This is a genomic window from Streptomyces sp. MCA2, from assembly GCF_023544705.1.
Lineage (GTDB): Bacteria > Actinomycetota > Actinomycetes > Streptomycetales > Streptomycetaceae > Streptomyces > Streptomyces decoyicus.
Window position 1 is genome coordinate 103,185 of the sequence record NZ_JAMJFM010000001.1, and the last position, 22,702, is coordinate 125,886.

Below are 22,702 nucleotides of genomic sequence, written 5' to 3' on the forward strand. Positions count from 1 at the left end.
GCCGATGTGGCGGGGTGAACAGGGGGCCCCACGAGTTCTTGCGATGATCGGGCGGTGAGCCCTCACGAGTCCCACCACCAGTCCGCCGTGCACTCCCACGCGCACGGCCATGGCCCTGCCACGCCGGTCTCCCGGCATCTGCGCAAGGTCATCGCCGCAGTGCTGATCCCCTTCGCGGCTGCGGTGGCGGTCGGTCTGGTCGTGCTGTGGCCAGGCGGCGCGCCCTCCCATAAGCCCTCCGGCGTCGGCTTCGACCAGCCCACGGAGCAGGCCAGAGTCATCAAAGTGGCGGAGGTGAACTGTGCGGATGTCCATGCCGAGCAGCAGCCCCAGCCGCCGTCTCCGACGGGACAGCCACCGACCGGGGGAGCAGCCAAGGGCAAGCCCTGCCAGCAGGCGACAATCAAGGTCACCACGGGAGAGAACACCGGGCGCACCTTCCAGACGGTGGTGACACCGGACGCGCTGCGCCACTACACCACCGGACAGGACGTGGTGGTGGCGTACTCCCCCAAGGCGCCGAAGGATCTCCAGTACTCGGTCAGCGATGTCGACCGATCGCTCCCGATGTGGGTGCTGGCCGGGATCTTCGCCCTCGCAGTGGTGATCGTCGGCCGACTGCGTGGAGTACTCGCACTGGTGGCCCTGGCCGCCAGCTTTGTGGTCCTGACGCTGTTCATCCTCCCGGCGATCCTTCAGGGCTCCAATCCGCTGCTGGTGGCGGTGATCGGCGGAAGCGCGATCATGCTGATCGCGCTCTACCTGTGCCATGGGCTGACGGCCCGTACGTCGGTGGCCGTGCTCGGCACCCTCGCCTCACTGCTGCTGATCGGGCTGCTCGGTTCGGTATTCATCAACTGGGCTCTACTGACCGGCAATACGGACGACACGACCGGGCTGGTGCACGGTCTGTACCCCGACATCGAGATCCGCGGTCTGCTGCTCGCGGGGATCATCATCGGGTCGTTGGGTGTGCTCGACGATGTGACGGTGACGCAGACCGCCGCGGTCTGGGAGCTCAAGGAGGCGGACCAGGCGGCCGGCTGGCGCAAGCTGTACGGCGCCGCGATGCGGATCGGCCGGGATCACATCGCCTCCGTCGTCAACACCCTGGTGCTGGCCTACGCGGGCGCCGCACTGCCGCTGCTTTTGCTGTTCTCGATCGCACAGAGCAGCGTCGGCACGGTCGCCACGAGCGAGGTGGTCGCGGAAGAGATCATCCGCACGCTCGTGGGCAGCATCGGACTGGTCGCCGCGGTGCCGCTGACGACGCTGCTGGCAGCGCTGGTCGTCTCGGCGGACCGGAAGGGCCTGGGCGGGCAGGAGAGCAACGGCGGGGCAGGAGCCGGACAGGGCCCCGGGGCGGATGCGGGGGCCAGCGTCGCTGCCGGCGCGCCGACAGGCACCGCGGAGGGCCGGCCCAGCCGACGCGGGGGACGAGGTAAGCGGCGTAAGCAGTGACGGGGGATAAGTGCGGCCCGTGGCAGGCGACTTCGGGCACGCGACGTGTCGCGTGCAGGGGCAGGGCACGGGTCGAGGGAGGGAGGCAGCGCAGCCTGGAAGGGCCACCACAGGTGCGCGGGTACGCGGGAGGACCGGCGTACCCGGTATGACGTCGGCGTGGACGGTCCGTCCGGCTCGGGGTCAGCCGGCCGGGGCCTCCGTGAGGATCTGGTCGAGTACGGCTTCCAGGGTGTCGCAGACCTCTTCCTTGCCGAGCGGTACGAGCCGGTCCGTACGGTCCAGGAAGGCGACCAACGGCGCCGCACTCACCCGGAACAGCGCGCGCTCGGCGCCGACCTGAAGGCTGATGAAGACATCGCTGAGGTGTGTGGGGGAGGCAGGCTCGATCCGCACATCACCCTCACCGGACTGCCGGCTCAGGCCGTCCAGCAGCAGCTCCCGGCCGAACGCCCAGGTAACGGGCGCATCTCCGGGCAGATCGAAGGTGAGACGGACGGCGTACGGATCGGCGCTGGCAAAGTCCAGCTGCACCGGAATCCGGAACGCGAGCTCCTCCGAGACGACGAAGCTCATGATCACTTCTGCCTGAACTGTGTCGGTCATCAACCACTGCCCCGCACTTGATCGGAGATGGCCGGGAAACATCCCCCGTAGCCCTATTGGCGCCATCGTCTGCCACGCGCAAGCAGATCACAAGGAGTGAGTTTTCAGATACTGACAGAGAAGGCGAGTGTCGTTAGTGTCGCCTCCGCCATTCTTCGTAGTCGGTCTGTAACGGACCGCAATCGACGCAGTTCGTCCGTGCGCAGAGAAAGCGCCGACGCCCCGGCGGCCGCCCCGACCTGGACCGGGAGGGCCGAACATGCCGTGCCCTGGGCATATGTCCGAACCAGGAAAGACCCCTGATGACAACGCACCGTATCCAAACAGTGCCGCAATTCGTCCTGAGATCGCACGGAAAAAGGCGTTATCAACGGGACGGGATGGCGCGCGTGATGCTCTCTGCTCGATACCTGGTCGAGCTGTGCAAGCAGACATTGCCCCGATCGCGTGGGCCTCTGCGGCGGTACGGAAGTCGGCCCACCCCGCCCCCGACGAAGACTCCGGGTCATCGGTGACCGCGAGCCTCTCGACATCACCCTTGCGGTAGACGGCTAAGTAGACGGTGGCGCCGACTCCTGTCCCGCCACGGCCGGCGCTGCGGAGATCCGGCCCGGCGACGGCGCCCGGAGCCGACCCGGCCGGCGGCCCGGAAGAGAACCGGATTCGCTGTTCACGATTGCCAACTTCGGCCCCCGCGTCCGCTCACAGCGAGGCACGGGGACCGGTCGGTGGAGAACCCGCGGCTTACCAGTCGCTCTTCGACGAGGACGAGGACGACGAGCCACTGGACCTGCGGACGAGGTAGATGACTCCGGCGATCAGGGCTGCCGCGATGAGGACCTTGAACAGCACGCCGATCAGGAAACCGAGCGCGGTGGTGATCAGTCCGCCGAAAACCACGATCAGGACGACGGGCACCACGACCCAGGTGACCCACCACGGAAGTCCTGCGAATATCCCCTTACCAGCCACTGCTCTGCCCTGCTTTCTGTCTGTCGCGCTGTCACTGTCCGTACCGCGCTGTCCGTCTGCTGCGCCGTTGTCGCGGTGGTGGCACCGTCCGTATGCGGCATGTCTGTCGCCTCACACCTCCGGTTCCCCCTGCACCAACGATGCTAGGACGCGGACCGCGGCCGTGGGGGCTTCGCAGCCCCGGCCCTCCCCTGACCCTTCCCCTACGGGTACCGGGGCCCGACCCTTAGCTCTCAGGAGGAGAGAAGACCACCATCACCCGGAGGTCCTCGCTGATGTGATGGAACTTATGGGGCACCCCGGCCGGCACATAGACCACACTGCCCCGCGCCACCGGCTGCGTCTCCGTCCCGACGGTGATCGCCGCCCGGCCGCTGACCACGAGATACACCTCGTCCTGCGCATGCGGCTGCTGCGGATCGATGCTGCCGGCGTCCAGCGCATACAACCCGACCGACATGTTGCGTTCCCGGAGGAACTGTAGATACGCGCCGTCGTTCGCAGCCCGTTCCACTTCCAGCTCATCCAGTCTGAAAGCCTTCATGCCGATCGCACCCCTCTGATGATTCAGACTCGTCTGCGACGATCTCACCATGAAGCATTTTCTGGTCAAGACGATCGCCAACGCCGCGGCGCTTGCCGTGGCCATCTGGCTGCTCAAGGACATCACGCTCACCGGCGAGAACACCGGCCGCAAGATACTGACCCTGGTCCTCGTCGCGCTGATCTTCGGACTGGTCAATTTCCTGGTCAAGCCCGTGGTGAAGCTGCTGTCCTTCCCCCTGTTCATCCTCACGCTCGGCCTGATCACACTGGTCGTGAACGCGCTGGTGCTGCTGCTGACCTCCTGGCTCGCCGGCAAGGCCGACCTCGCCTTCCATGTGGGCGGCTTCTGGACGGCATTGCTCGGTGGCGTGATCATCTCCATAGTGGCCTGGGCGATGCACATGATCCTTCCCGACGAGGACTGATCCTTGAACGCCCCCTTCCGTATCTGCTTCGTCTGCACCGGCAACATCTGCCGGTCGCCGATGGCGGAGTCCGTCCTCCGCGCCCGCCTCGCGGAGGACGGACTCGACGGCCTGGTCGAGGTCGACAGCGCAGGGACCGGCGGCTGGCACGAGGGCGATGGAGCCGACCCGCGCACGGTCGCCGTGCTGCGCGCGGGCGGCTATGAAACAGCCCACACCGCGCGGCAGTTCCACGCCTCCTGGTTCGCCCACCTCGACCTGGTCATAGCGCTCGACTCCGGCCATCTGCGCGAGCTGAGCAGCCTGGCCCCCACCGCGCAGGACGCCGCCAAGATACGTCTGCTGCGCTCGTACGCGGCGGACATGGCAGACACCGGCCCTACACCGGAGCCCCGCCGCGCCTCCGGCCACGGCCTCGCCGGCGACCTCGACGTACCCGATCCGTACTACGGCGATTTCGCCGGCTTCGAGGAGTGCCTGGACATGGTCGAGACAGCGAGCGACGGCCTGCTCGCCGCGGTCCGCGCCACGGTCACGGCCCGTACCGTGGCCACGGCCCACGCACCCGGACACGACACCGACCGGCACCAGGCGCGGAACCCGCACCCCCCGCGAGAGAAGGAGAGCGCATGACGGGCGACGGCACCCGAGCCGTACGTGCCGGGCTTCCGGAGCCCGAGGCCTACGAGCCGACCCTCCCGGGGCCGGTGTTCGCGGCGCACTACCACCTCCCCGGCGACGCCGTCGGCCCGTACACCTACGGCCGCGACGCCAACCCGACCTGGACCCGCCTGGAACAAGCCATCGGTGAGCTCGAATCACCGGATGAAAGCGCCCATACCATCGCCTTCGCCTCCGGAATGGCAGCGATCACCGCTGTCCTCTTCTCCCAGCTGCGCACCGGCGACACGGTGGTGCTCCCCAACGACGGGTACCAGCTGCTGCCGGCCGTCCGCACCCGCCTGGAGAGCTACGGCATCGAGGTCCGTACGGCTCCGACCGCGCACGACGCACAGCTCGACGCCCTGGACGGCGCCCGGCTGCTGTGGATCGAAACGCCGTCCAACCCCGGCCTCGATGTCTGTGACATCCGGCGGCTGGCCGACGAAGCCCACCGCCGCGGCGCGTTGGTCGCCGTCGACAACACCCTCGCCACTCCGCTCGGGCAGCGGCCGCTCGACCTAGGCGCGGACTTCTCGGTCGCCAGCGGCACCAAGGCGCTGACCGGCCACGGAGACGTCCTGCTGGGGTACGCCAGCACCCGCGATGCCGCGCTGGCCGATTCCGTGCGGCTGTGGCGCAAGACGGTGGGCGCGATTCCCGGGCCGATGGAGAGCTGGCTCGCACATCGCTCGCTCGCCACCCTTGCGCTGCGCGTCCGCCAGCAGTCGGAGGGTGCGCTGGCACTGGCCGCGGCACTGGCCGACCGTCCCGAGGTCACCGGTCTGCGCCACCCAGGCCTTCCGTCCGACCCGTCCCATGAGCTCGCCGCCCGGCAGATGCGCCCGGGTCGCTTCGGCTCCGTGGTGTCCTTCGTGCTGCCCGACAAGGCCCACGCGGAGCGGTTCATGGCCGCGCTGACCCTGGTGGACGACGCAACGAGCTTTGGAGGCGTACGGTCCAGCGCCGAGCGACGGGCCCGCTGGGGCGGCGACGACGTCCCGGAGGGCTTCATCCGCTTCTCGGTCGGTGTCGAGGAGCCGGAGGATCTGGTCGCGGATGTCATCCGGGCGCTGGACGAGGCCGCGCAGAACTGACCGGACAACCGGCATGATCCGAAGCCGGGGAACGAGTCGAACAAGCGGAGTGCGGCTCACACCCGGCGCACCGGCAGCGGTGTGAGGCCGGCCGGCAGGGCATCCCCCCTCGTCACCCTGCCGGCCTGCGGTTCCACATGGCCCCGAGTCCACGCGTTTCACGTGAAACCAACCGTTTCACGTGAAACGAACCGCTCGAACAAGGCTAGTTGACTGAGCGTCATTGTCCAATCACGCTAGCGACACAGCCCTATCGACAAATTTATAGTTGGCCCGCGACCAGGCTTCCGAGAGGCGCAGGGAGTACGCGATGGATCTGGCTCTGCTGCGCACCTTCGTCACCGTGCACCGAGCCGGCTCCTTCACCCGCGCCGCGGCGCTGCTCGGCCTCTCCCAGCCCGCCGTGACCAGCCAGATCCGGGCGCTGGAACGCCAGTTGGGCCGCCCGCTCTTCCTCCGGTACGCCCGTGGCGTCACCTCCACCACCATCGGCGATGAACTCGCCCACAAAGTGGCACCGCACCTGGACGCGCTCACCGAGATCACCGAGGCCGGCCTGGACCGGGACTCCGTCACCCGCACTCTGCATTTCGCCGGTCCCCCGGAGTTCCTCGCCGAACGCGCCCTCCCGGCGCTGACCCCACTGATCGCCCAGGGCCTGTCCATACGCACCGCCTTCGGCCCGGCGGAGGAGCTGCTGTCCGGTCTGGCAGCGGGCCACCACGATCTGACCGTCACCACCACCAGGCCGCGCGGCGGGCTGCTCACCGCCACCCCGCTCTGCGACGAGGAGCATGTCCTGATCGCCGCGCCGCACTGGGCGGCCGAGCTGGGCGGGTCCGCGGTACTGCGGGCCGGGGGAGTCCGCGTGCTGGACCCCGTGCCGCTCGTCGAGGTCCACGAAAGCCTGCCGCTGATCGCGCGCTACTGGTCCGCTGTCTTCGACGCCAAGCCCGCCGCCTCCGCCGCCGTGATCACTGCGGACCTCCGGGCCGTGCTGTCCTGCGTCACGGCCGGCGCGGGGCTCGCCGTACTGCCCCGCTACCTGTGCGCCGACGCGCTGGCCAGCGGCGAAGTCGTGGCCCTGCTCGACCCCCCGGTACCACCGCTGCGGACGTACTTCCTGGCCGTACGGACCGGGACGCTCGGACTGCCGCATATCGCGCGGGCGCATGAGTGGCTGCTGCGAACCGCTGTCGACTGGTGACCGAGAGGCGTGGGTTTCACCAGGCCGTGACTGCGGCATCTGTCCCCTATGAACGTACGGCCAGTCGTCAAACGCACCGCCCGCGCGATTCTGCTCGACGGCGCGGACCTCGTTCTGATCAAACGCACCAAGCCGGGCCGGGCCCCGTACTGGATCACTCCGGGTGGGGGTGTGGAGCCCGAGGACGCCACCGTGATCGACGCCCTCCACCGTGAACTGGACGAGGAGCTGGGCGCGAAGATCAAGGACGTGGTGCCGGTCTTTGTCGACACCGTCGAGCACTTCAGCGACGGTGGGGTGGACGGCGTGAAGGTGCAGCACTTCTTCGTCTGCCGGCTCGACTCCATGGACACCTCGCGCCGGCACGGCCCCGAGATCGAGGACCCCTGCGGGGAGTACGAGATCGTGCGGGTGCCCTTCACCCGCGTCGGCATCGCCTCCGTGGAGGTCGTGCCGCTGTCGCTGCGGCACTACCTCGACGGCAACATCGAGGGCGTGTGGGCGATGCACGCCCCGGATCTGGGCTGAGGACCGCGTTCCGCCGCGTCCGCCGCTACGGCAGGCGCGGTATCAGCCGCCGTCGCGCCGGTCGAACCAGCCGCGGAATTCGGGGTCGTCGTCCACGGACCGACGGGGCTGGGCGCGGGCGAGCACCCGCTCGACCCGGTCGAGGAACTCCGCGTTCAGCTCCTCCACGAAGTCGCCCCGGCCCGGGGCACTGTGTCCCCCGTCGTACGCGGGATCGACCCGTGGGGCAGGGTGCAGGCCGGCGCCGTACGCGGGGCCGCTCCCGTACGCAGGGGCCGCAGCTTGGTACACCGCGTCGTCGGTGTCCTCGTGCAGTCCGCCCCGGAGATGCTCGTTCTTGCGCTCGGAGCGGCGGAAGGGCGGCCGCTGCTCCGCCTCGGCCGCCGAGCCGAAGAAGTCGCCGCCCTTGCGCTTGACGTCGTCGGTGCCCCACGCGCGCGCCCCGCGCTGCTGTGCCGGGACCTTCTGGAGATGCGGAATGTGCTTGGCACAGTGGATATACGCCTCTTCGACCTCGACGGTGACCCACAACTGGGCACGTCGGCCGGGGATCGGGTCGACCGGCAGGCCCGGATGGTGCGCCCGCATCTCCTCGTCCATGACGACCCGCGACCGGCCGTTGATGTGCAGCCCGATGCGGTCACGGGTGAAGTCGACCATCAAGATGCCCAGGCGCGGGTTCTCCGAGATGTTCCCAATGGACGCCATGACACCGTTGCCACGGTATTCCGGGTACGCCAGCGTCCGGTCGTCGAGCACCCGGACGAAGCCCGGCGGCCCGGCCCGGAACGTCGCATCGCATTCACCGTGCCGGTCGGCCGTGGCCAGGAAGAACATCTCCTGTCGGGCCACGAACTCCTGCATACGGACATTGAGATGGTCCAGTACCTGGTCCCGGTAGAAACGGTCGGCGCGCTCGGTCGTACCGAGCCTCTGCTGCACCAAGTGCTCGCCGTCGCTCCCGGGGCGCTCCTGCCGTGGCATGCCCCACCCCTCCCCTGTCGGACCGTGTTCGACCTGTGCTGCCAAGATCTCAATCCCCTGTGGAGACCAGCTGGTCCACCGAGTCGTGCCGTATGCGCTCGGTCGGGATGCCGACCCCCACCAAAGCGTCCACACCGCTGCGGATCAACCCCGGCGGCCCGGAAAGATAGGCGTCGTATTCCCGGAATGGTCCGTATTGCCGTACCGCGTCCGGCAATTGACCGGTTTCGCTGCTCGTCCCGCCGCGGGCCGCGGGTCCCGTGGCGACGACCGGGCGCACGGAGAGCCAGGGGTGGGTGTGTTCCAGGCGCAGCATGGTGTCGAGGTCGTAGAGGTCATGGTCGCTGCGGGCGCCGTAGAAGACCTCGACGGGACGCCGGACGCCGTGTTCCGCGACATCCTCGACCAGCGCCTTGATGGGTGCGATGCCGGTGCCGCCGCCGACGCACAGCAGACCGCTGCGCGTGCTGTGGTCGACGGTCATCGAGCCGCCGGGGGCGCCGAGCCGGATGACATCGCCGGGGCGGGCGCGGTGGACCATGGCATTGGAGACCCAGCCGGCCGGGACTGCCTTGACGTGGAACGAGAGCAGGCCGTCGGAGCGCGGCGCCGAGGCGAAGGAGTAGTGCCGCCAGACCCGTGGCCACCAGGGGGTTTCCACACTGGCGTACTGCCCCGCGAGGAACGGGTAGGGCTGGTCCGGGCGGACCATCACCACCGCGATATCGGGCGTCCGCAGCTCGTGCGAGACGACCTCGGCCTGCCACCAGGCGGGGGCCACGGCCTCGTTCTCGGCAGCCGCATCGATCATGATCTGTGAGATCGCGGTGTAGGCCCGCACCCACGCGGCCTGGGTCTCCGGCCCCCAACTGGACGTCGCATAGCGCGCGAGCGCGTTGAGCAGGCACTCGCCGACCGCCGGGTAGTGGTCGGGCTGGGTGCCGTATTTGCGGTGCCCCCGGCCGAGGTTCGCGAGGTACGCGGTGAGCACCTCGGCGTCGTCGACATGCTGGGCGGCGGTGAGCAGCGCCTTGAAGAGCCGGTCACGCTGGGTGTCCATCGACGCGGGGAACAGCGCCCGCAGATCGGGGTACTGGACGAAGAGCAGCGCGTAGAAGTACGACGTGACCTTGTCGGCCACGGGCTCGATTTCGGCCATGGTGCGACGGATGAGAATCGCGTCGGGGGAGGCGGGTGTTGCGGACGAGGCCGAGGCTTGCAGAGCGTCGAGTGAGGGCTCCGGGGCGGGGGCGGCGGGACGCGCCTTGGGGGTGAAGGCAGAGGGAGCGGCGGCCGGGGCCTCGTTCTGGACGCGCGGCTGTGCGGGGGGCACGGCGCCAGTGGGGACACTCACCGCGGGCGCTCCCGTGGGGCGCGCCGATTCGTGTACGGGCTCGGGCTCCCGGCCCCTGGCGGGCTCGGCCTCGCGGCGCGGCGGCGCATAGGCCGGGGCCGGGGCCGGGGCGGCGTACCCGGGGTCTGGGGCAGGCTGCTCGGAGTACGCGACGGGCTGCTCGGGGTACTGCCCGGGGTACGGGGCGGGCTGCTCGGAGTACGCGGCGGGCTGCTCGGGGTATGCGGGCGCGAAGGGCTGCTCGAGATAGACGGCTGCCGCGGACGGGCGGCCCGCTGTGTGTCGTGACACAGGAGCCTGCGGCGGCTGCGGCTGCTGCTGCTCCGGCTCTCGCTCACGCTCGGCGGCGGTGCCTACCGGCCGGATCGGATTGACCGGCCGACTGGGTATCTGTTCCCGGTCGTTCCGTTCGTCTCTCGTGTTCCGCTCATGGCGGTCTCTGCGGTCGTGGTCTTCACTCCGGCCGTCCGGCTCGGCCCGGCCGTCCTCGTCCTGTGGCCGGTCCTGGCTGTTTTGCCGCTCCTGCTGTTCATCGGAGGACTGCTTCGCCGGCGGAGTGAACCAACCCCAATTGCCACTGCTCCCGCCGGAAGAGCCGCTATCGGCCGACGCGGTGGTCGGAGCGTCCATGGTCTGCCTCGCCTCGAACGTCTTTCGGTTGTCTTCGCACTTCCGTGGATCGGAAGTGCCCGGAATTCCCCCGCCTGCCCCGGAATTCTTCATCGACTCAAGCGATTCCGGCAAAACCCTCCAAAACGGACAACTCTCACTGCCTCGCGACAATGTGGAGCAGATGCCGCGTCAGCAGCATGCCACTCCTGCTCATCACATCGGACAAATTGTCGGAAGTCCGGGAACCGAGGGCCGCTTTGCCGCTAGGCTGACGAGCTTTGAGCCCACCTTCGCGCACCCGCGGAAGCCCTCCCTCCGCCAAGCCGGACTCGACCATACCGGCAGTAGTTAAAACCACAAGCCCTGATCTTGGAACACTCCGCGCGGCTCCTCCGATAACAGTGATCCTCCCCACAGAGTGCATTTTCAGCGCACACAGCGGACGAATCCGCCGGAGAAAGCGCGTAATTACTGGCCAGTACGCACCAGCTCGTATGCCTCACGCAGATCACCGCCCGCGTACACATATGAGGCAAGGCCACTGACATGGTGATCCGCATTCACGGCCACGGACTGCCCGACTGCCGCGAACAGTTCGGTGTCCGACATGGAGTCGCCGTATGCCACGCAGTCGGCTCGGGTCAGTCCGTACTGCACACAGAGTTCATCAGCGATACGTACCTTCGCCGCCGCCGAGAGGATGCCGGCCGGCTCCACCGCCTCCCGGAACGGCAACGCGGGCCAGCGGGAACCATGCGCCGCGTCGGCTCCCCACGGCAGCAGCCGTTCGACGAAGAAACCCGGCGAGAGAGAAATCACCGCGCAGCGTTCCCCACGCGCCCGGATATCCGCCCAGACTTCCCGGATTCCGGTCAGCCATGGTGCGCCGTCAAAAGCCGCGGCCACCATGAGTTCGGTCAACTCGGCGGCCCATAGATCGCATGCCCGCTGCGCGAACTGCGGGGGTGTCAGTTCACCCGCGGCAAATCCACGTTCCAGCTCGGCAATCTCCCGGTCCAGCCCGAGCTGCCGGGAGATCTCGATGGCGGCCGCGGACCCATGGAGCAGAGTCCCGTCCATATCGAACAGATGCAGCTTGCCCATGCCCCGGAGCCTAGGACGCGCGGTGGCGAAAAGCGCGGGCGGGCCCGCAGGAGGGTGCGACCGGTGCGCACGGTTCCCGGGGCCGGGCGAGGGTGCGGCCGCGCTCGCCCTGTCGGGTCCCGGAGACGGAAGATGCCGGCACCGCACTTCGGGGACGTACCGGGGGATATACCGACGTACTGGGGACGTATCAGGGACGTATTGGGGACGTACTCAAGCCCGCGTACGAGCGGATACTCCCGTGGGCAGATGTACCGCGGGGCCCGGGTCGCCACCGTGGAACCCATGCAGCAGCTCAGCCGCCCCGCCCGCCGGGCTCTCCTCGTCGTTCACGTCGCCGTCTCCGTCAGCTGGCTCGGTCTCACTCTCGGGCTGCTCGCGCTCGGCATCACCGGCTACACCACCGGATCCCCCGACATGGCAGGCGTCGCCTACCGGGCGATGAAGGTCTTCGGTGACTGGCTGGTCCTCCCCGTCGCCCTGGTCTCGCTGGTCAGCGGGCTGGTGCTGTCGCTGCGCACCGCTTGGGGGCTGGCCAGGCACCGCTGGGTCCACCTCAAGTTCTGGCTGACGCTCATCACCGTGCTGCTGTCGGTCTTCTCCCTGCGGCCCGGTATCAACGACCTGGCCGCCCAGGCCGCGGCGGGCACCCCGACCCCGGACATCAGCCTCGTCGTCGCACCGGCGGTCGCCACGGCCACCTATCTCTTCATCACCGCGATCTCCGTCCTCAAGCCCTGGGGACTGACCAGACGCGGCAGCCGACTGCGCGAGGCACAGTCGGCCGAGGCCCGCGCCGACCGGGCGCGAAGGAGCGGCATCAAGGGCGCGGGCGTCCGTTAGGGCGTGTCCGCGACGCCCCGCCGTTTGCCCTTAGGGCGGGGCTTACGAACCGGCCCTGGTGCGGAGCCGCCGTCAGGCGAGGTCGGCCTCCGCTATCGCCTCGGTGACGATCCGGTGGTCCTGTTCGGGGGCACCACCACCGAAGCCGATCGCGCCGATCAGCCGGCCGTCCCGGTGGAGCGGCACACCACCCGCGAGGAAGAGCAGCGGCCGGTCCAACGCCGTGGGAAGCGTGTGGAAGAGCCCGTCGGGCCGTACGAGCTCGACCAGGTCAGCGGTGGGGGCGTCCAACTGGAGTGCCGTGTACGCCTTGCGGGTGCTGGTCTCCCCTGAGATCAGCACGGCCGTGTCGTCGCGCCGGAAGCCGAGCAGATGGCCGCCCGCATCCAGGACGGTGACGCTGCCCCGTACGCCGAGCCCCTCGGCGGCACGGACGGAGGTCTCGATAAGGCCCTCGGCATCGCGGGTGGTGAGGGGACGGACGGTGGGGGTGGAGGTGGGGGTGGGCGTGGCAGGGGTGGTGGTGCTCATGAGAGGTGTTCCTTGGGGGTGTAGTGGTGCTGGTGGAGCGTGCTGCGCTCGTGATGCGTGGCGCGCTCGTGGTGCTCGTTGGTCTGCTGGTACGCGTTGGTCTGCTGGTGCTCGTAGCACCGCTGATGCGGGGCGGGCGGTAGGGGCGTCGGGTCCGTCAGCTGTGCGCCGCTGCTACGGGCTCTTCGGCGGCCACGGTGGATCCGCCGACGGCCACCACGCGGCCACGGCCCTTCTGACGCCGCTCCAGAGCGGAGGCGAATATCGCCACTCCCAGCGCCGCGGCAGTCATGAGCGCCCCGACCCAGTTGGGCGCGGTGTAGCCGAGGCCGGCCGAGATCACGATCCCGCCGAGCCAAGCGGCCAGCGCGTTGCCGAAGTTGAAGGCCGCGATATTGCCGGCCGAGGCGAGGGTGGGCGCCGCGGCCGCCTGGTCCATCACCCGCTTCTGAAGCGGCGGCACGGTGGCGAAGCCGAAGATGCCGATCAGCGCGATGGTGACGATGGCGGCGATCTTGTTGTGCGCGGTGAAGTTGAACGCGGCCAGCGAGAGCGCCAGACCGGTCATCGACACGAACAGCATCGGCATCATGGCGCGGTCGGTGAAGCGACCGGAGACCAGGTTTCCGCCGACCATGCCGAGGCCGAAGATGGCCGTCAGCCAGATCACGGAGGACGGTGCGAAGCCGGTGACCTCGGTCATCATCGAGGCGAGGTACGTGACGGCCGCGAAGACACCGCCGAAGCCCAGGATCGTCATCAGCATCGCGAGACCGACCTGCGGATTGCGGAAGACCGCGAGTTCGCTGCCTATCGGAGAGGCCGCCTTCGCCCGCTGCGCGGGGACCAGCTTGACGATGCCGAGCAGGCCGATCACACCGAGCGCGGTGATCGCGTAGAACGTGGTGCGCCAGTCGAACTGCTGGCTGAGCATGGTGCCGGCGGGTACACCCACGACGTTGGCGATGGTCAGGCCGCTGAACATCAGCGAGATGGCCGTGGCCCGCTTCTCGGGCGCGACGAGGTCGGCGGCGACGAGCGCGCCGATGCCGAAGAACGCACCGTGCGTGAACGCGGCAACGATCCGTCCGGCCAGCATGATCCCGAAGTTGGGTGCGACGGCCGTGAGCAGGTTGCCCACGATGAACAGGCCCATCAGCAGCATCAGCATCTGCTTGCGGGTGAAGCGGGTGCCGAGGGTGGTCATCAGCGGCGCCCCGATGACCACGCCGAGGGCGTAGAGAGTGGTCGCGTATCCGGCGAGTGGGATCGAGACGCCGAAACCGGCCGCCATGTCGGGCAGCAGGCCCATGACCGCAAACTCGGTCGTTCCGATCCCAAAGGCACCTATGGCAAGAGCCAGGAGTGCGAGAGGCATGGCGGATCCCTTCACATCATTGCGTTCGTTCCTTACGAGCGTACACAATAATTGCAGACGCGGGTTAGCTGCAAGCGCCGTATATTTCGAAAGTGTCCTATCCTGGTGGTGCGCCCATGAGGTGCGCCCATGAGGAGGTCGTCGATGACGCAGCAGACGCGGGAGAAGCAGGAGACTCAGCAGACGGTGGAGGCACCGCAGCCGGCAGCACCGACTGCCCCCGGCTGCCCGCCGGCGCCCGCCCCCGGACTGGCTCAGGGCTGGTGCGCGCTCTCCGCCCTGCACGGCCGTATCGAGTCGCACATCGAACGCGCCCTCCAGACGGGCCACGACCTCAGCGTCCGTGAGTTCTCGGTCCTCAATGTGCTCAGCGAGCAGCACGACGGGCCCGGCGGTCATCTACGGATGCACCAGGTCGCGGACTCCGTGGTCCTCAGCCAGAGCGCCACGACCCGCCTGGTCACGCGGCTCGAGGAGCGGGGGCTGCTCTCGCGCTACCTGTGCCCCGACGACCGGCGCGGCATCTACACCAACGTGACGCCCGATGGCCTCACGCTCCTGGTGGAGGCCCGGCCCACCCACGACGGCGCCCTGCGTGAAGCCCTCCAGGACGCCGCCCAGCGCCCCGAGCTGGCACCGCTCGTCACCGCCGTCGAAACGCTCGCGCCGCCGGAGTAGCGCCGGGGTGATGCGGACGAACGGGGACGGGGACGGGGGCGGGCCGACGGCTGACGGGCGGCACGGCTGCCTGCCTGCCGCCCCCGCGATCACACGGCATAAGGTCGCGCCCATGAGCGATATCGAGATACGCCGCGCGACCGAGGCCGATCTGCCCGCTATCATCGCGATGCTCGCCGATGACCCGTTGGGCGCCACCCGCGAATCGCCGGACGACCTGGCTCCGTACCGCGCCGCGTTCGAGGTGCTGGCCGCCGACCCGAAGCAGCACCAGATCGTCGCGGTCCGCGAGGGACGGACCGTCGGCACGCTCCAGCTCACGGTCATCCCCGGTCTGTCCCGGCGCGGCGCCACCCGCTCCATCATCGAAGGGGTGCGCATCCACCGCGACGAGCGCGGCAGCGGCCTCGGTACCCAGCTCATCGAGTGGGCGGTCGCGGAATCCCGCACGCTCGGCTGCCAGATGGTGCAGCTCACCTCGGACGCGACCCGCATCGATGCGCACCGCTTCTACGAGCGCCTCGGGTTCGAGGCCTCCCACCTGGGCTTCAAGCTCCAGCTCTGAGCGATGCACCGGCCGGCACACGGCGACGTCTGATCACGTCTGCCGGGTACGTCCCCGTGCCCGGTGTGCCTTCTGCCGGCATGCGCCACCGCAGTAGCGGGCGGGCCGCCCCATGCGCGCCGCCGTGATCGCCGTGCCACACAGCTCACACCGCGATTCGTTACGTTTCACCGGCTCCACCGGCAGTTTCGTTACCGCGCGCTCCGGCCGCAGCGCATCGCACATCAGCGCCGTCATCCGGTCCGGCACCCCGGCCTCCACACCGTTTCCCGCCCTGGCCCGCTCCATCGAAAGACACCCCACCAGCAGGACCCTGAGGTCCGTTATCCCGACGTCCTGCCGTACGTCACCTGCCTCTTGGGCCCTCCTGAGCAGCACTTCCAGCGCATCGTCGAAGTCCTGCCCGACCCCGGGCGACGGCTCGAAACGACCGGCGCCGGCCGCTTCCAGCGCGTCACACAACGCCTTGTTCCGCGACGCGAGCCGCACCACGGAGGAAAGGAAGCGAAAGAACACCGCGCCGGGGTCCGGCACCTCGGCCAAGTCCCTCGCGGTGTCGGTGAAAAGCTCGATTCGCTCCACGATCGTCGCCCTGAACAGGGCTTCCTTGGAAGGAAAATGGCGGTAGACGGTGCCCGCACCGACACCCGCCCGGCGCGCAATCTCTCCGAGGGGAACCCCCAACCCCCGTTCCTCGAAGGCGGATCGAGCCGCCTGGAGCACCAGAGCCCTGTTGCGCCGCGCATCCGCACGGGACGACATGACACCACCCTCGACCACCGCCGGCCTCCCGAAAAACGTCGACATCCGGTGCGCGCGTGCCGCCCTTGTAAACGGGTCGCTCGTTCCGATTCTACGGGAGGCTTCAAGCATGATCGTTAAATGACCCGGACACGCGGTGTCGGGGGAACGGACCGACGACGACCGATACCGGCACGGACGTGCGAGCCATCGAAGAGCCACCGAAGAGCGTTGAACAGCCGCCGAAGACCCTCGGCATGACCTGACCGCTGCGCCGAGGCCCGCAAGCGACGGCGCATACGGCGTCTTCGCGTCCAGCCTGCCGCCGGAGCCCGGAGGCCGGAGGCCGGAGCACGCCACCGCACTGCTCCTGACGGACAACAGACGACGGACGAGGTCGTGGTCAGCCGCAATGCCGCCGACGCCACCTCTGCGGCCGTACGGCACCTCGCCCTCTCCTGCTTCCGCGGCAGCCAACTCCCCTGTACGTAACGGAGGTTGCTGAACACCGAGCCCCGAGGGGCGGACCCGCGGGCACAGGTGTTTCACGTGAAACGACGACGCCACGTCCAGACACACGTGTGGGGTCGTGTTTCACGTGAAACACGACCCCACCACGACAACGCGCCCTACGGCCGGGCGCCGGCTCGCCTCAGCCTGCGGCCACCGCGTCCCATGCCGCACCCGCCGCCAGGGCGGCACCCTCGGCATCCACGGAAACCCCCAGCGCACGAAGCCCGCCCGCCAGCGCCACCAGCGAGGCCGTGACCACCGCCCGGTCAGCAGCCCGGCCATAGTGGTTCACCCGGATCATCTCCTTGGCCAGCGCTCCGGCAGCGGCCTGCACCGGCACCGCCGCGTCCACCGCGAGCGCGGCGGTCACGATCTCCCGGGCGTCCACTCCCTCGGGTGCACGGAGCGTCGTGGCCGCCGGCGCCGCGTCCTCGTCGCGCACGACGTAGGGAGCGAGCCCGCCCAGCGCCCGCACACCGGCCCTGGTCGCCGCAGCCGCCGCCCGGTGCCGGGTGATGACCGCATCCAGCCCCTCGGCGTTCATCCGGTCCGCCGCCTGTTCCAGAGCGAGCATCTCCAGCTGCGCCGGGGCATGCGGCAGTGCCGTGCGGCCGCCGTCGATCCAGCGCTCCTTCCAGTCAAGCAGCGAGAGGTACGAGCGCCGCGGAGCCTGCTCATTGGCGGCGATCCGCTCCCATGCACGAGCGCTGACGGACGCCACCGACACCCCGGCAGGCCCGGCCATCGCCTTCTGCCCGCCGATCACGCACAGGTCCACGCCCCACTCGTCGGTGAGCAGCGGCTCGGCGCCGACCGAGGCGACCGCGTCCAGCATCAGCAGCGCGCCGTGCTCCCGCACCACGGCACCGATCTCGGCGACGGGGTTGGTGTTGCCGGTGGCTGCCTCCGCGTGCACCAGGCTCACGAAGTCGATCTCGGGGTGCTCCTGCAAGGCGTCCGCCACCTGCCGCGGGCCGACCGCACCCGTGAACGGCGCGGTGACCGTGACCACATCGGCCCCGCAGGAGCGCAGCCAGCCTCCGAAGGTCTCGCCGTACGGGCCGGTGATGATGTTGAGCGCGGTGCTGCCGGGCCGCACGGCGGAGCGGATACAGGCCTCCAGGGGCAGCAGCGCCTCGCCCTGCATCGCCACGACATCGCAGCGGGTGTGCATCAGGGCCGCGACCTTGTCCTCGATCCGCGCGAAGTGGGCCGCGGTGAGCGGAGGCAGGTCGAGCAGGTCCGGGGCGGCGTTCGCGGTCGGATCAGACACGGCAGTCACAGGGCCTTCCAGCGGTAGCGAGCCGACTCGGCGCGGCTCCTGACATCTGGTTCGACTGTACGTCCGCGGGCCGCGCCCCCGCCGTACGGGCCTCACACCCGCCAACCCTCCGGATCCACTCCACCGGGCACCGGTGCCGACGGCTCGTACGGTCCGCGGGTGAACACGAAGGTATGCAGATCGAGATGGCTGACCGACCCCTCCTCGTCCCGCACCACCCGCAGCGTCTCGCCCGCGTAATAGCCGTCCAGCCCCGTCCATGTGCCGTCCCTCTCCGCCCGGAAACGCGAGGACCGCCCCGTCCCGGACAGCGGCGTGAGCTCCAGCCCGCGCCCGTCCCGCAGCCGCAGGATGTGCGGGTTCGCGCCCCAATACCAGGGCCCGGTCAGCGCCAGCAGTTCCGGATCCAGCGGCCCGGGCAGCGGATGCCAGGGCTCGGGGATCCGGGGCTCGTGCTCGCTCACGATCCCGGTGAGATCGGCGGCGAGGGCGGCAACCGCCGGGCCCGAGGTGCAATTGGCGAGCACGACCCCGGCGATGTCCTCCTCGGCATCGGTCCACAGCGCCGCCAGAAACCCGGGCATCGAGCCGACATGCCCGGCCAGCAGCCGGCCTTTCCGACGTACGAGCTGAACGCCCAGTCCGTACCCCGCGTCCCAGGCGTTCACCTCCGGCGGCACGGCCGGTGTCCGCATCTCGGCCAAGCTCGACGCGCTGAGCACCCGTCCGTCGCCCCGCAGCAGAAACGCCGCCCACCGGCACAGATCCTGGAGCGTCGACCACAACTGCCCCGCCGGGCCCATCAAGCCGGTGTCCTCGGCCGGCTCCGGCAGCACGGCGTCGGCCCACGGGTGGACCGCCCAGCCCCTCGCGTGCGGCCTCTCCGGCCGCAGCGTCGTACGCCCCATGCCCAGCGGTTCCAGCACTTCGTTCCGCAGCACCTCGTCCCACGGTCTACCGCCCCGCAGCCGTTCGACGAGCGCGCCGAGCAGCGCATAGCCAGGGTTGGAGTAATGGTGGCGCCGTCCGGCGGGGAGCCGCTGCGGCCGCTCGTCGAAGAGATCCGCCTGCTCGGGCCGCAGTTCGCCCGCGGTCCGCTCCCACCACGGACCTCGGGTCTCGGCCGCCAGCCCCGAACTGTGCGCGAGCAGTTGGGCGATCGTCGCCTCGGGCACCGGAGACCCGTCCAGGTGCCTGCCGACCGGGTCCTCCAGCCGCAGCAATCCCTCGTCCCGCAGCCTCAATACCAGCACCGCGACAAAGGTCTTGGTGAGCGAACCGATCCGGTACTGCACATCGTCGTGCGGTGCCTCCCCCTCCACCGAGCCCCGGGAACCCGTCCACACCACTCGCCCCCCGCGGACGACCGCACCCGTCAGAGAGGGCGCCCGCCCCTCGGCCTGCCCGACCGCCAGCCGGTGCAGCAACGCCCTTCGGGTCTGCGGCAACAGCTCCGCGAACGCGGCGGGCGCAGCGCCCGCCGCCGGCCCGTGGCCGGCCGGTCCGGACTCATGGGACTCCGTGGGCAGTGGGATGGTCATGGCACTCTCCTCAACGGCGGATCCGACACGGCCGGGCCCTATCCTCGCCGCATCACTCCAGCGCCGCCGCACCGATCACGGCGCCCAGTTCGGTCTGCTCGTCGTCCGGCAGCCGGCGCGCGGCGTGCACCATGTGCAGCGCAGACCGCAGCCGCACCCGGTCCCCCTCCGTTCCGAGGTATCCGAGATAGGCGGGGAGCGTCAGCGCCAAAGCCATGAGATCGGCCCGCGCACACCACCGCGCCACCAGCTCCCGCACCTGCCCGTCGACCGCCGCGTCGAGGTGCCGCCGCGCGATATCCCCGCCGGCTGCGTCCTCTCCCTCAATGACCTCCACGGCCGGCTCGGAAGCCGTCTCCCGCAAGCCCTCCGCGATCGCGAACCGGTTCCAGTCGCCGTACTGCCCCTCGGGGGCCTCACCCACCCGCTCGGCGGCCCGCACGAAATAGGAGTGTGCCAGGGCCGTTCGGCCAAGCCGCCGACAGGCCTGCCCCAGGTTCACGTACAGCGACGGATAGAACCCGACCACCCGCTCGTCGCCCACCCGGTCGGCGCGCTCCAGACACTCCTGGTTCCAACGGAGCGTCTCCTCGGGCGAGTTCTGGTGCCGTGCGAGATAGTGCGCGGCGATACACGCCTCGTAATCATCGGCAGCGATCTCCCAGGCCTGCTGAAACAGGCCGAGCGCCCTGCCGGCCTGCCCGTCCGCCTCGGCCCGCATCCCCTCCACGCACAGCCGCACCACCGGCAGTTCCGGATCCACCGGCCCGCTCCCCTCATCAGCCATGGCTGCCAGTCCCCGGTCCCGTCGGCTCAGTCATCGGCGCGAGCGGTGTCGCAACGACCCGCACCGGCACCCTCGCGCACCGGCATCACCCATGTCGTGAAACTTCCCTGGTCGGCAGAGCGGACGACGACGGGCTGGTCCGCCGAAGTGATCTCCAGCAGCACATCCGGCCCCACTCCGGCCTCCAGCGCAGGCACCAGCACGGCTGGATCGAAGGCGATTCGCAGGGCCGGCCCCGTGCGCACCGCCCGCATCCGGACGGGCTCACGCCCGCCGCCCGCCACCTCCAGCATCTGCCCGGCCTCATGCCGCACCGTGTCCTCCACGGTGTCCGGTTCCCCCGAGCCACCCACGTCAGCCGCCTCCCCATACCCCGCTCCGACCGACAACGACACCGCTCCGACCCGCCCGGTCACCGCGTCCCGCAGCCCCGTCCGGTCAGCGATCACCCGATGCCGCCCCGTCTCCAGGCCCTCCAGGAGCAGCCGGTAGTCCGGATACGCGCCGGGATCCCCAGCGGCTCCCTCCGGCACCTCCCGCCGGTCCGACCCGCTCCGCAACCGGACCGCGGCTGCGTCCGCCGCGCACTCCACCTCGACCGTCACCTGCCGTACAGCCCATTCCGCCAGGTCCCGCGCCGTATCCGCGCCGATCAGCATCCGTCGCGGCCCGCCCTCGAACGCCGTCGGTCGCAGCACCCGCGCCGCCAGCCGATAGCGGTCCGTCGCCACCCATCGCACCTCGCCGTCGACGAGTTCGAGCAGCACACACCCCAGCACCGGAAATTCCTCCCGGTCCGCCCCGGTCGCGACCGCGGGCGCCACCTGCCGTACCGCACTGGCGAGTTCGGCCCCGCCCACCCGCACCCGGACCCAGCTCCCGCGGTGCTCCGCCGCGCCGGTCGCCTCCCGCAGGAACCCCTCGACCACTGCCCGCGCCTCGTCCGCCGTCCGCCGCGTCCGCTCCAGATGAGTGCGCAGGACACCGCGCGCCGCGTCCTCGGGCCCATCCAGTACGACCGCGACATCCACCAGCGGCAGCCCCGCCGCACGCAACTGCCGCACCTTCACCGCCCGCTCCGCCTGCCCCGCCCCGTAGCGGCGGTACCCCGTCACGGCATCCACCCGCGCGGGACGCAGCACCCCGCAGTCGTCGTAGAACCGCAGGGCACTCGGCGCGAGCCCCACCCGCCGCGCAAACGCGCCGATGGTCAACAGCTCTTCGGTGTCCTCCATGAACGCGATTGTGGAGCTTCAAGCAGCCTGAAGGTCAAAGACCGCGATCCGCCCGCCGCTCTTCAGGCGGTCAGCTCCGCAGCGCTCCGGAACGTCCGCCGGTACACCTGCGGCGACACCCCCACGGCGCTGTGCAGATGCTGGCGCAGCGAGGTCCCGGTGCCGAAACCCGCGTGATGGGCGACGAGGTCGATGGACCAGTCCGTGGTTTCCAGCAGATGCCGGGCCCGTTCGATGCGCTGGCCGGCGAGCCACTGACCAGGGCTCATGCCGACCTCGTCGCGGAAGCGCCGGGTGAGGGTGCGCACGCTGACCCGGGCGTGCGCGGCGAGGGCGGTCAGGGTCAGCGGATCGCCGAGACGCTCCAGGGCCCATGCGCGGGTGGCCGCCGTGCCGCCCGTCGACGGTGCGGGGACGGGCAGCCGGATGAACTGGGCCTGGCCACCGTCCCGCCAGGGCGGCACCACACACGCGCGGGCCACTTCATTGGCGACGGCGCTGCCGTGGTCACGGCGCACGATGTGCACACACAGGTCGACACCGGCGGCGGCTCCGGCAGAGGTCAGGACATCGCCGTCGTCGACGAAGAGCACATTGGGATCGACCCGTACGGTCGTGAAGAGGCGTTGCAGCTGCGCGGCCTCCTGCCAGTGGGTGGTGGCCGGCCGGTGATCGAGCATCCCGGCGGCGGCCAGTACGAACCCGCCGGTACAGATGGCCACCATCCGGGTGCCGGGCCGGATGTACTCCAGCACCTTGCGCAGCTCATCGGGCAGCCGGCCGTCCTCGGCGATCGTGGCCAGCGCGCGGGACGGCGGGACGACGACGGTGTCCACGCTCGCCAGGACGGAGGCGTCCTCGGCGACCGCGATCTCGTAGTCGGCCTCCGCGCGCACCGGGCGCCCGTCCGGGCTACAGGTGACGACGGAGTAGAGCGGCTCTCCGGCGGCGCCGTGCGCGGCCCCGAAGATCCGCGCGGGGATAGCGAGCTCGAAGGGGACGACACCGTCCAGGGCGAGAACACCGACGCGATGCATGACCCGATTCTTTCA

The 22,702-nt window shown here is 69.9% G+C and carries 24 protein-coding genes; 9 read left to right on the top strand and 15 right to left on the bottom strand.

Going from position 1 to position 22,702, the window contains the following annotated elements:
* Nucleotides 1-54 precede the first annotated feature (54 nt).
* Nucleotides 55-1,461 (top strand): YibE/F family protein, encoded by a 1,407-nt coding sequence (locus M8I34_RS00460; RefSeq protein WP_250047170.1) that lies wholly within the window; start codon nt 55-57, stop codon nt 1,459-1,461.
* 183 nt (nt 1,462-1,644) lie between these two features.
* Here the strand turns inward: M8I34_RS00460 and M8I34_RS00465 are convergent, their stop codons facing one another.
* From M8I34_RS00465 to M8I34_RS00480, 4 genes are all read right to left on the bottom strand, one after another.
* Nucleotides 1,645-2,067, bottom strand: coding sequence for an SsgA family sporulation/cell division regulator (locus M8I34_RS00465; protein WP_250047172.1), 423 nt, complete (start codon nt 2,065-2,067; stop codon nt 1,645-1,647).
* Nucleotides 2,068-2,171: 104 nt separating this feature from the next.
* A complete protein-coding gene (locus tag M8I34_RS00470; protein ID WP_308371669.1) occupies nt 2,172-2,600 on the bottom strand; it encodes an IclR family transcriptional regulator C-terminal domain-containing protein in 429 nt (142 codons plus the stop codon).
* A 211-nt stretch (nt 2,601-2,811) separates the two neighbouring features.
* Nucleotides 2,812-3,039 carry a DUF5326 family protein gene (locus M8I34_RS00475; RefSeq protein ID WP_030990671.1) on the bottom strand — a complete coding sequence of 76 codons (228 nt, stop codon included), beginning with the start codon at nt 3,037-3,039 and terminating at the stop codon, nt 2,812-2,814.
* Between the two features lie 226 nt (nt 3,040-3,265).
* Nucleotides 3,266-3,583 carry a cupin domain-containing protein gene (locus tag M8I34_RS00480; protein WP_244419792.1) on the bottom strand — a complete coding sequence of 106 codons (318 nt, stop codon included), beginning with the start codon at nt 3,581-3,583 and terminating at the stop codon, nt 3,266-3,268.
* 49 nt (nt 3,584-3,632) lie between these two features.
* On the opposite strand from M8I34_RS00480, the gene M8I34_RS00485 reads away from it, so the two are divergent.
* The 5 genes from M8I34_RS00485 to M8I34_RS00505 all read left to right on the top strand — a co-directional run bounded on the left by M8I34_RS00485 (nt 3,633) and on the right by M8I34_RS00505 (nt 7,502).
* Entirely contained in the window at nt 3,633-4,010 is a 378-nt protein-coding gene (locus M8I34_RS00485) for a phage holin family protein (protein ID WP_250047175.1), read from the top strand.
* A 3-nt stretch (nt 4,011-4,013) separates the two neighbouring features.
* Nucleotides 4,014-4,643 (top strand): low molecular weight protein-tyrosine-phosphatase, encoded by a 630-nt coding sequence (locus M8I34_RS00490; RefSeq protein WP_250047176.1) that lies wholly within the window; start codon nt 4,014-4,016, stop codon nt 4,641-4,643.
* The gene (locus M8I34_RS00495) at nt 4,640-5,767 is read left to right on the top strand and encodes a cystathionine gamma-lyase (RefSeq protein WP_250047178.1); all 1,128 of its coding nucleotides are present in this window, start codon (nt 4,640-4,642) and stop codon (nt 5,765-5,767) included. The genes M8I34_RS00490 and M8I34_RS00495 overlap by 4 nt, the downstream gene beginning before the upstream one ends.
* A 310-nt stretch (nt 5,768-6,077) precedes the next feature.
* Nucleotides 6,078-6,974: a LysR family transcriptional regulator gene (locus M8I34_RS00500; RefSeq protein WP_250047180.1), complete on the top strand. Its 897-nt coding sequence runs from the start codon at nt 6,078-6,080 to the stop codon at nt 6,972-6,974.
* Between the two features lie 48 nt (nt 6,975-7,022).
* The gene (locus M8I34_RS00505; protein WP_250047181.1) at nt 7,023-7,502 is read left to right on the top strand and encodes an NUDIX domain-containing protein; all 480 of its coding nucleotides are present in this window, start codon (nt 7,023-7,025) and stop codon (nt 7,500-7,502) included.
* A gap of 42 nt (nt 7,503-7,544) precedes the next feature.
* Here M8I34_RS00505 and M8I34_RS00510 read toward each other — a convergent pair whose 3' ends face one another.
* The 3 genes from M8I34_RS00510 to M8I34_RS00520 all read right to left on the bottom strand — a co-directional run bounded on the left by M8I34_RS00510 (nt 7,545) and on the right by M8I34_RS00520 (nt 11,556).
* Nucleotides 7,545-8,486, bottom strand: a complete 942-nt coding sequence (locus M8I34_RS00510; protein ID WP_250047182.1) for a pyridoxamine 5'-phosphate oxidase family protein — start codon at nt 8,484-8,486, stop codon at nt 7,545-7,547.
* A gap of 49 nt (nt 8,487-8,535) precedes the next feature.
* A complete protein-coding gene (locus M8I34_RS00515; RefSeq protein WP_250047183.1) occupies nt 8,536-10,470 on the bottom strand; it encodes a globin domain-containing protein in 1,935 nt (644 codons plus the stop codon).
* Nucleotides 10,471-10,920: 450 nt separating this feature from the next.
* Nucleotides 10,921-11,556, bottom strand: a complete 636-nt coding sequence (locus tag M8I34_RS00520; RefSeq protein WP_250047186.1) for an HAD family phosphatase — start codon at nt 11,554-11,556, stop codon at nt 10,921-10,923.
* Nucleotides 11,557-11,841: 285 nt separating this feature from the next.
* On the opposite strand from M8I34_RS00520, the gene M8I34_RS00525 reads away from it, so the two are divergent.
* Nucleotides 11,842-12,399: a DUF2269 domain-containing protein gene (locus M8I34_RS00525; protein ID WP_250047189.1), complete on the top strand. Its 558-nt coding sequence runs from the start codon at nt 11,842-11,844 to the stop codon at nt 12,397-12,399.
* A 72-nt stretch (nt 12,400-12,471) separates the two neighbouring features.
* Here the strand turns inward: M8I34_RS00525 and M8I34_RS00530 are convergent, their stop codons facing one another.
* The gene (locus M8I34_RS00530) at nt 12,472-12,930 is read right to left on the bottom strand and encodes a heme-binding protein (protein WP_250047190.1); all 459 of its coding nucleotides are present in this window, start codon (nt 12,928-12,930) and stop codon (nt 12,472-12,474) included.
* Between the two features lie 157 nt (nt 12,931-13,087).
* Nucleotides 13,088-14,308, bottom strand: a complete 1,221-nt coding sequence (locus tag M8I34_RS00535; RefSeq protein ID WP_250047191.1) for an MFS transporter — start codon at nt 14,306-14,308, stop codon at nt 13,088-13,090.
* A gap of 144 nt (nt 14,309-14,452) precedes the next feature.
* Here M8I34_RS00535 and M8I34_RS00540 point away from each other — a divergent pair, with 144 nt between their 5' ends.
* Both M8I34_RS00540 and M8I34_RS00545 read left to right on the top strand, forming a co-directional pair.
* Nucleotides 14,453-14,986, top strand: a complete 534-nt coding sequence (locus M8I34_RS00540; RefSeq protein WP_244419804.1) for a MarR family winged helix-turn-helix transcriptional regulator — start codon at nt 14,453-14,455, stop codon at nt 14,984-14,986.
* Between the two features lie 112 nt (nt 14,987-15,098).
* Nucleotides 15,099-15,551: a GNAT family N-acetyltransferase gene (locus M8I34_RS00545; RefSeq protein WP_030990646.1), complete on the top strand. Its 453-nt coding sequence runs from the start codon at nt 15,099-15,101 to the stop codon at nt 15,549-15,551.
* A 33-nt stretch (nt 15,552-15,584) separates the two neighbouring features.
* Here the strand turns inward: M8I34_RS00545 and M8I34_RS00550 are convergent, their stop codons facing one another.
* The 6 genes from M8I34_RS00550 to M8I34_RS00575 form a co-directional block, all read right to left on the bottom strand.
* Entirely contained in the window at nt 15,585-16,313 is a 729-nt protein-coding gene (locus tag M8I34_RS00550; protein WP_250047196.1) for a TetR/AcrR family transcriptional regulator, read from the bottom strand.
* Between the two features lie 631 nt (nt 16,314-16,944).
* The gene (locus M8I34_RS00555) at nt 16,945-18,087 is read right to left on the bottom strand and encodes an aminotransferase class V-fold PLP-dependent enzyme (RefSeq protein ID WP_250047197.1); all 1,143 of its coding nucleotides are present in this window, start codon (nt 18,085-18,087) and stop codon (nt 16,945-16,947) included.
* Nucleotides 18,088-18,179: 92 nt separating this feature from the next.
* Nucleotides 18,180-19,628 (bottom strand): serine hydrolase domain-containing protein, encoded by a 1,449-nt coding sequence (locus tag M8I34_RS00560; protein WP_284049783.1) that lies wholly within the window; start codon nt 19,626-19,628, stop codon nt 18,180-18,182.
* Between the two features lie 52 nt (nt 19,629-19,680).
* Nucleotides 19,681-20,391, bottom strand: coding sequence for a hypothetical protein (locus M8I34_RS00565; protein WP_250047198.1), 711 nt, complete (start codon nt 20,389-20,391; stop codon nt 19,681-19,683).
* A 50-nt stretch (nt 20,392-20,441) separates the two neighbouring features.
* Nucleotides 20,442-21,650, bottom strand: a complete 1,209-nt coding sequence (locus M8I34_RS00570; RefSeq protein WP_250047200.1) for a MerR family transcriptional regulator — start codon at nt 21,648-21,650, stop codon at nt 20,442-20,444.
* Nucleotides 21,651-21,712: 62 nt separating this feature from the next.
* Nucleotides 21,713-22,687: a GlxA family transcriptional regulator gene (locus tag M8I34_RS00575; protein WP_250047202.1), complete on the bottom strand. Its 975-nt coding sequence runs from the start codon at nt 22,685-22,687 to the stop codon at nt 21,713-21,715.
* Between the last annotated feature and the right edge of the window lie 15 nt (nt 22,688-22,702).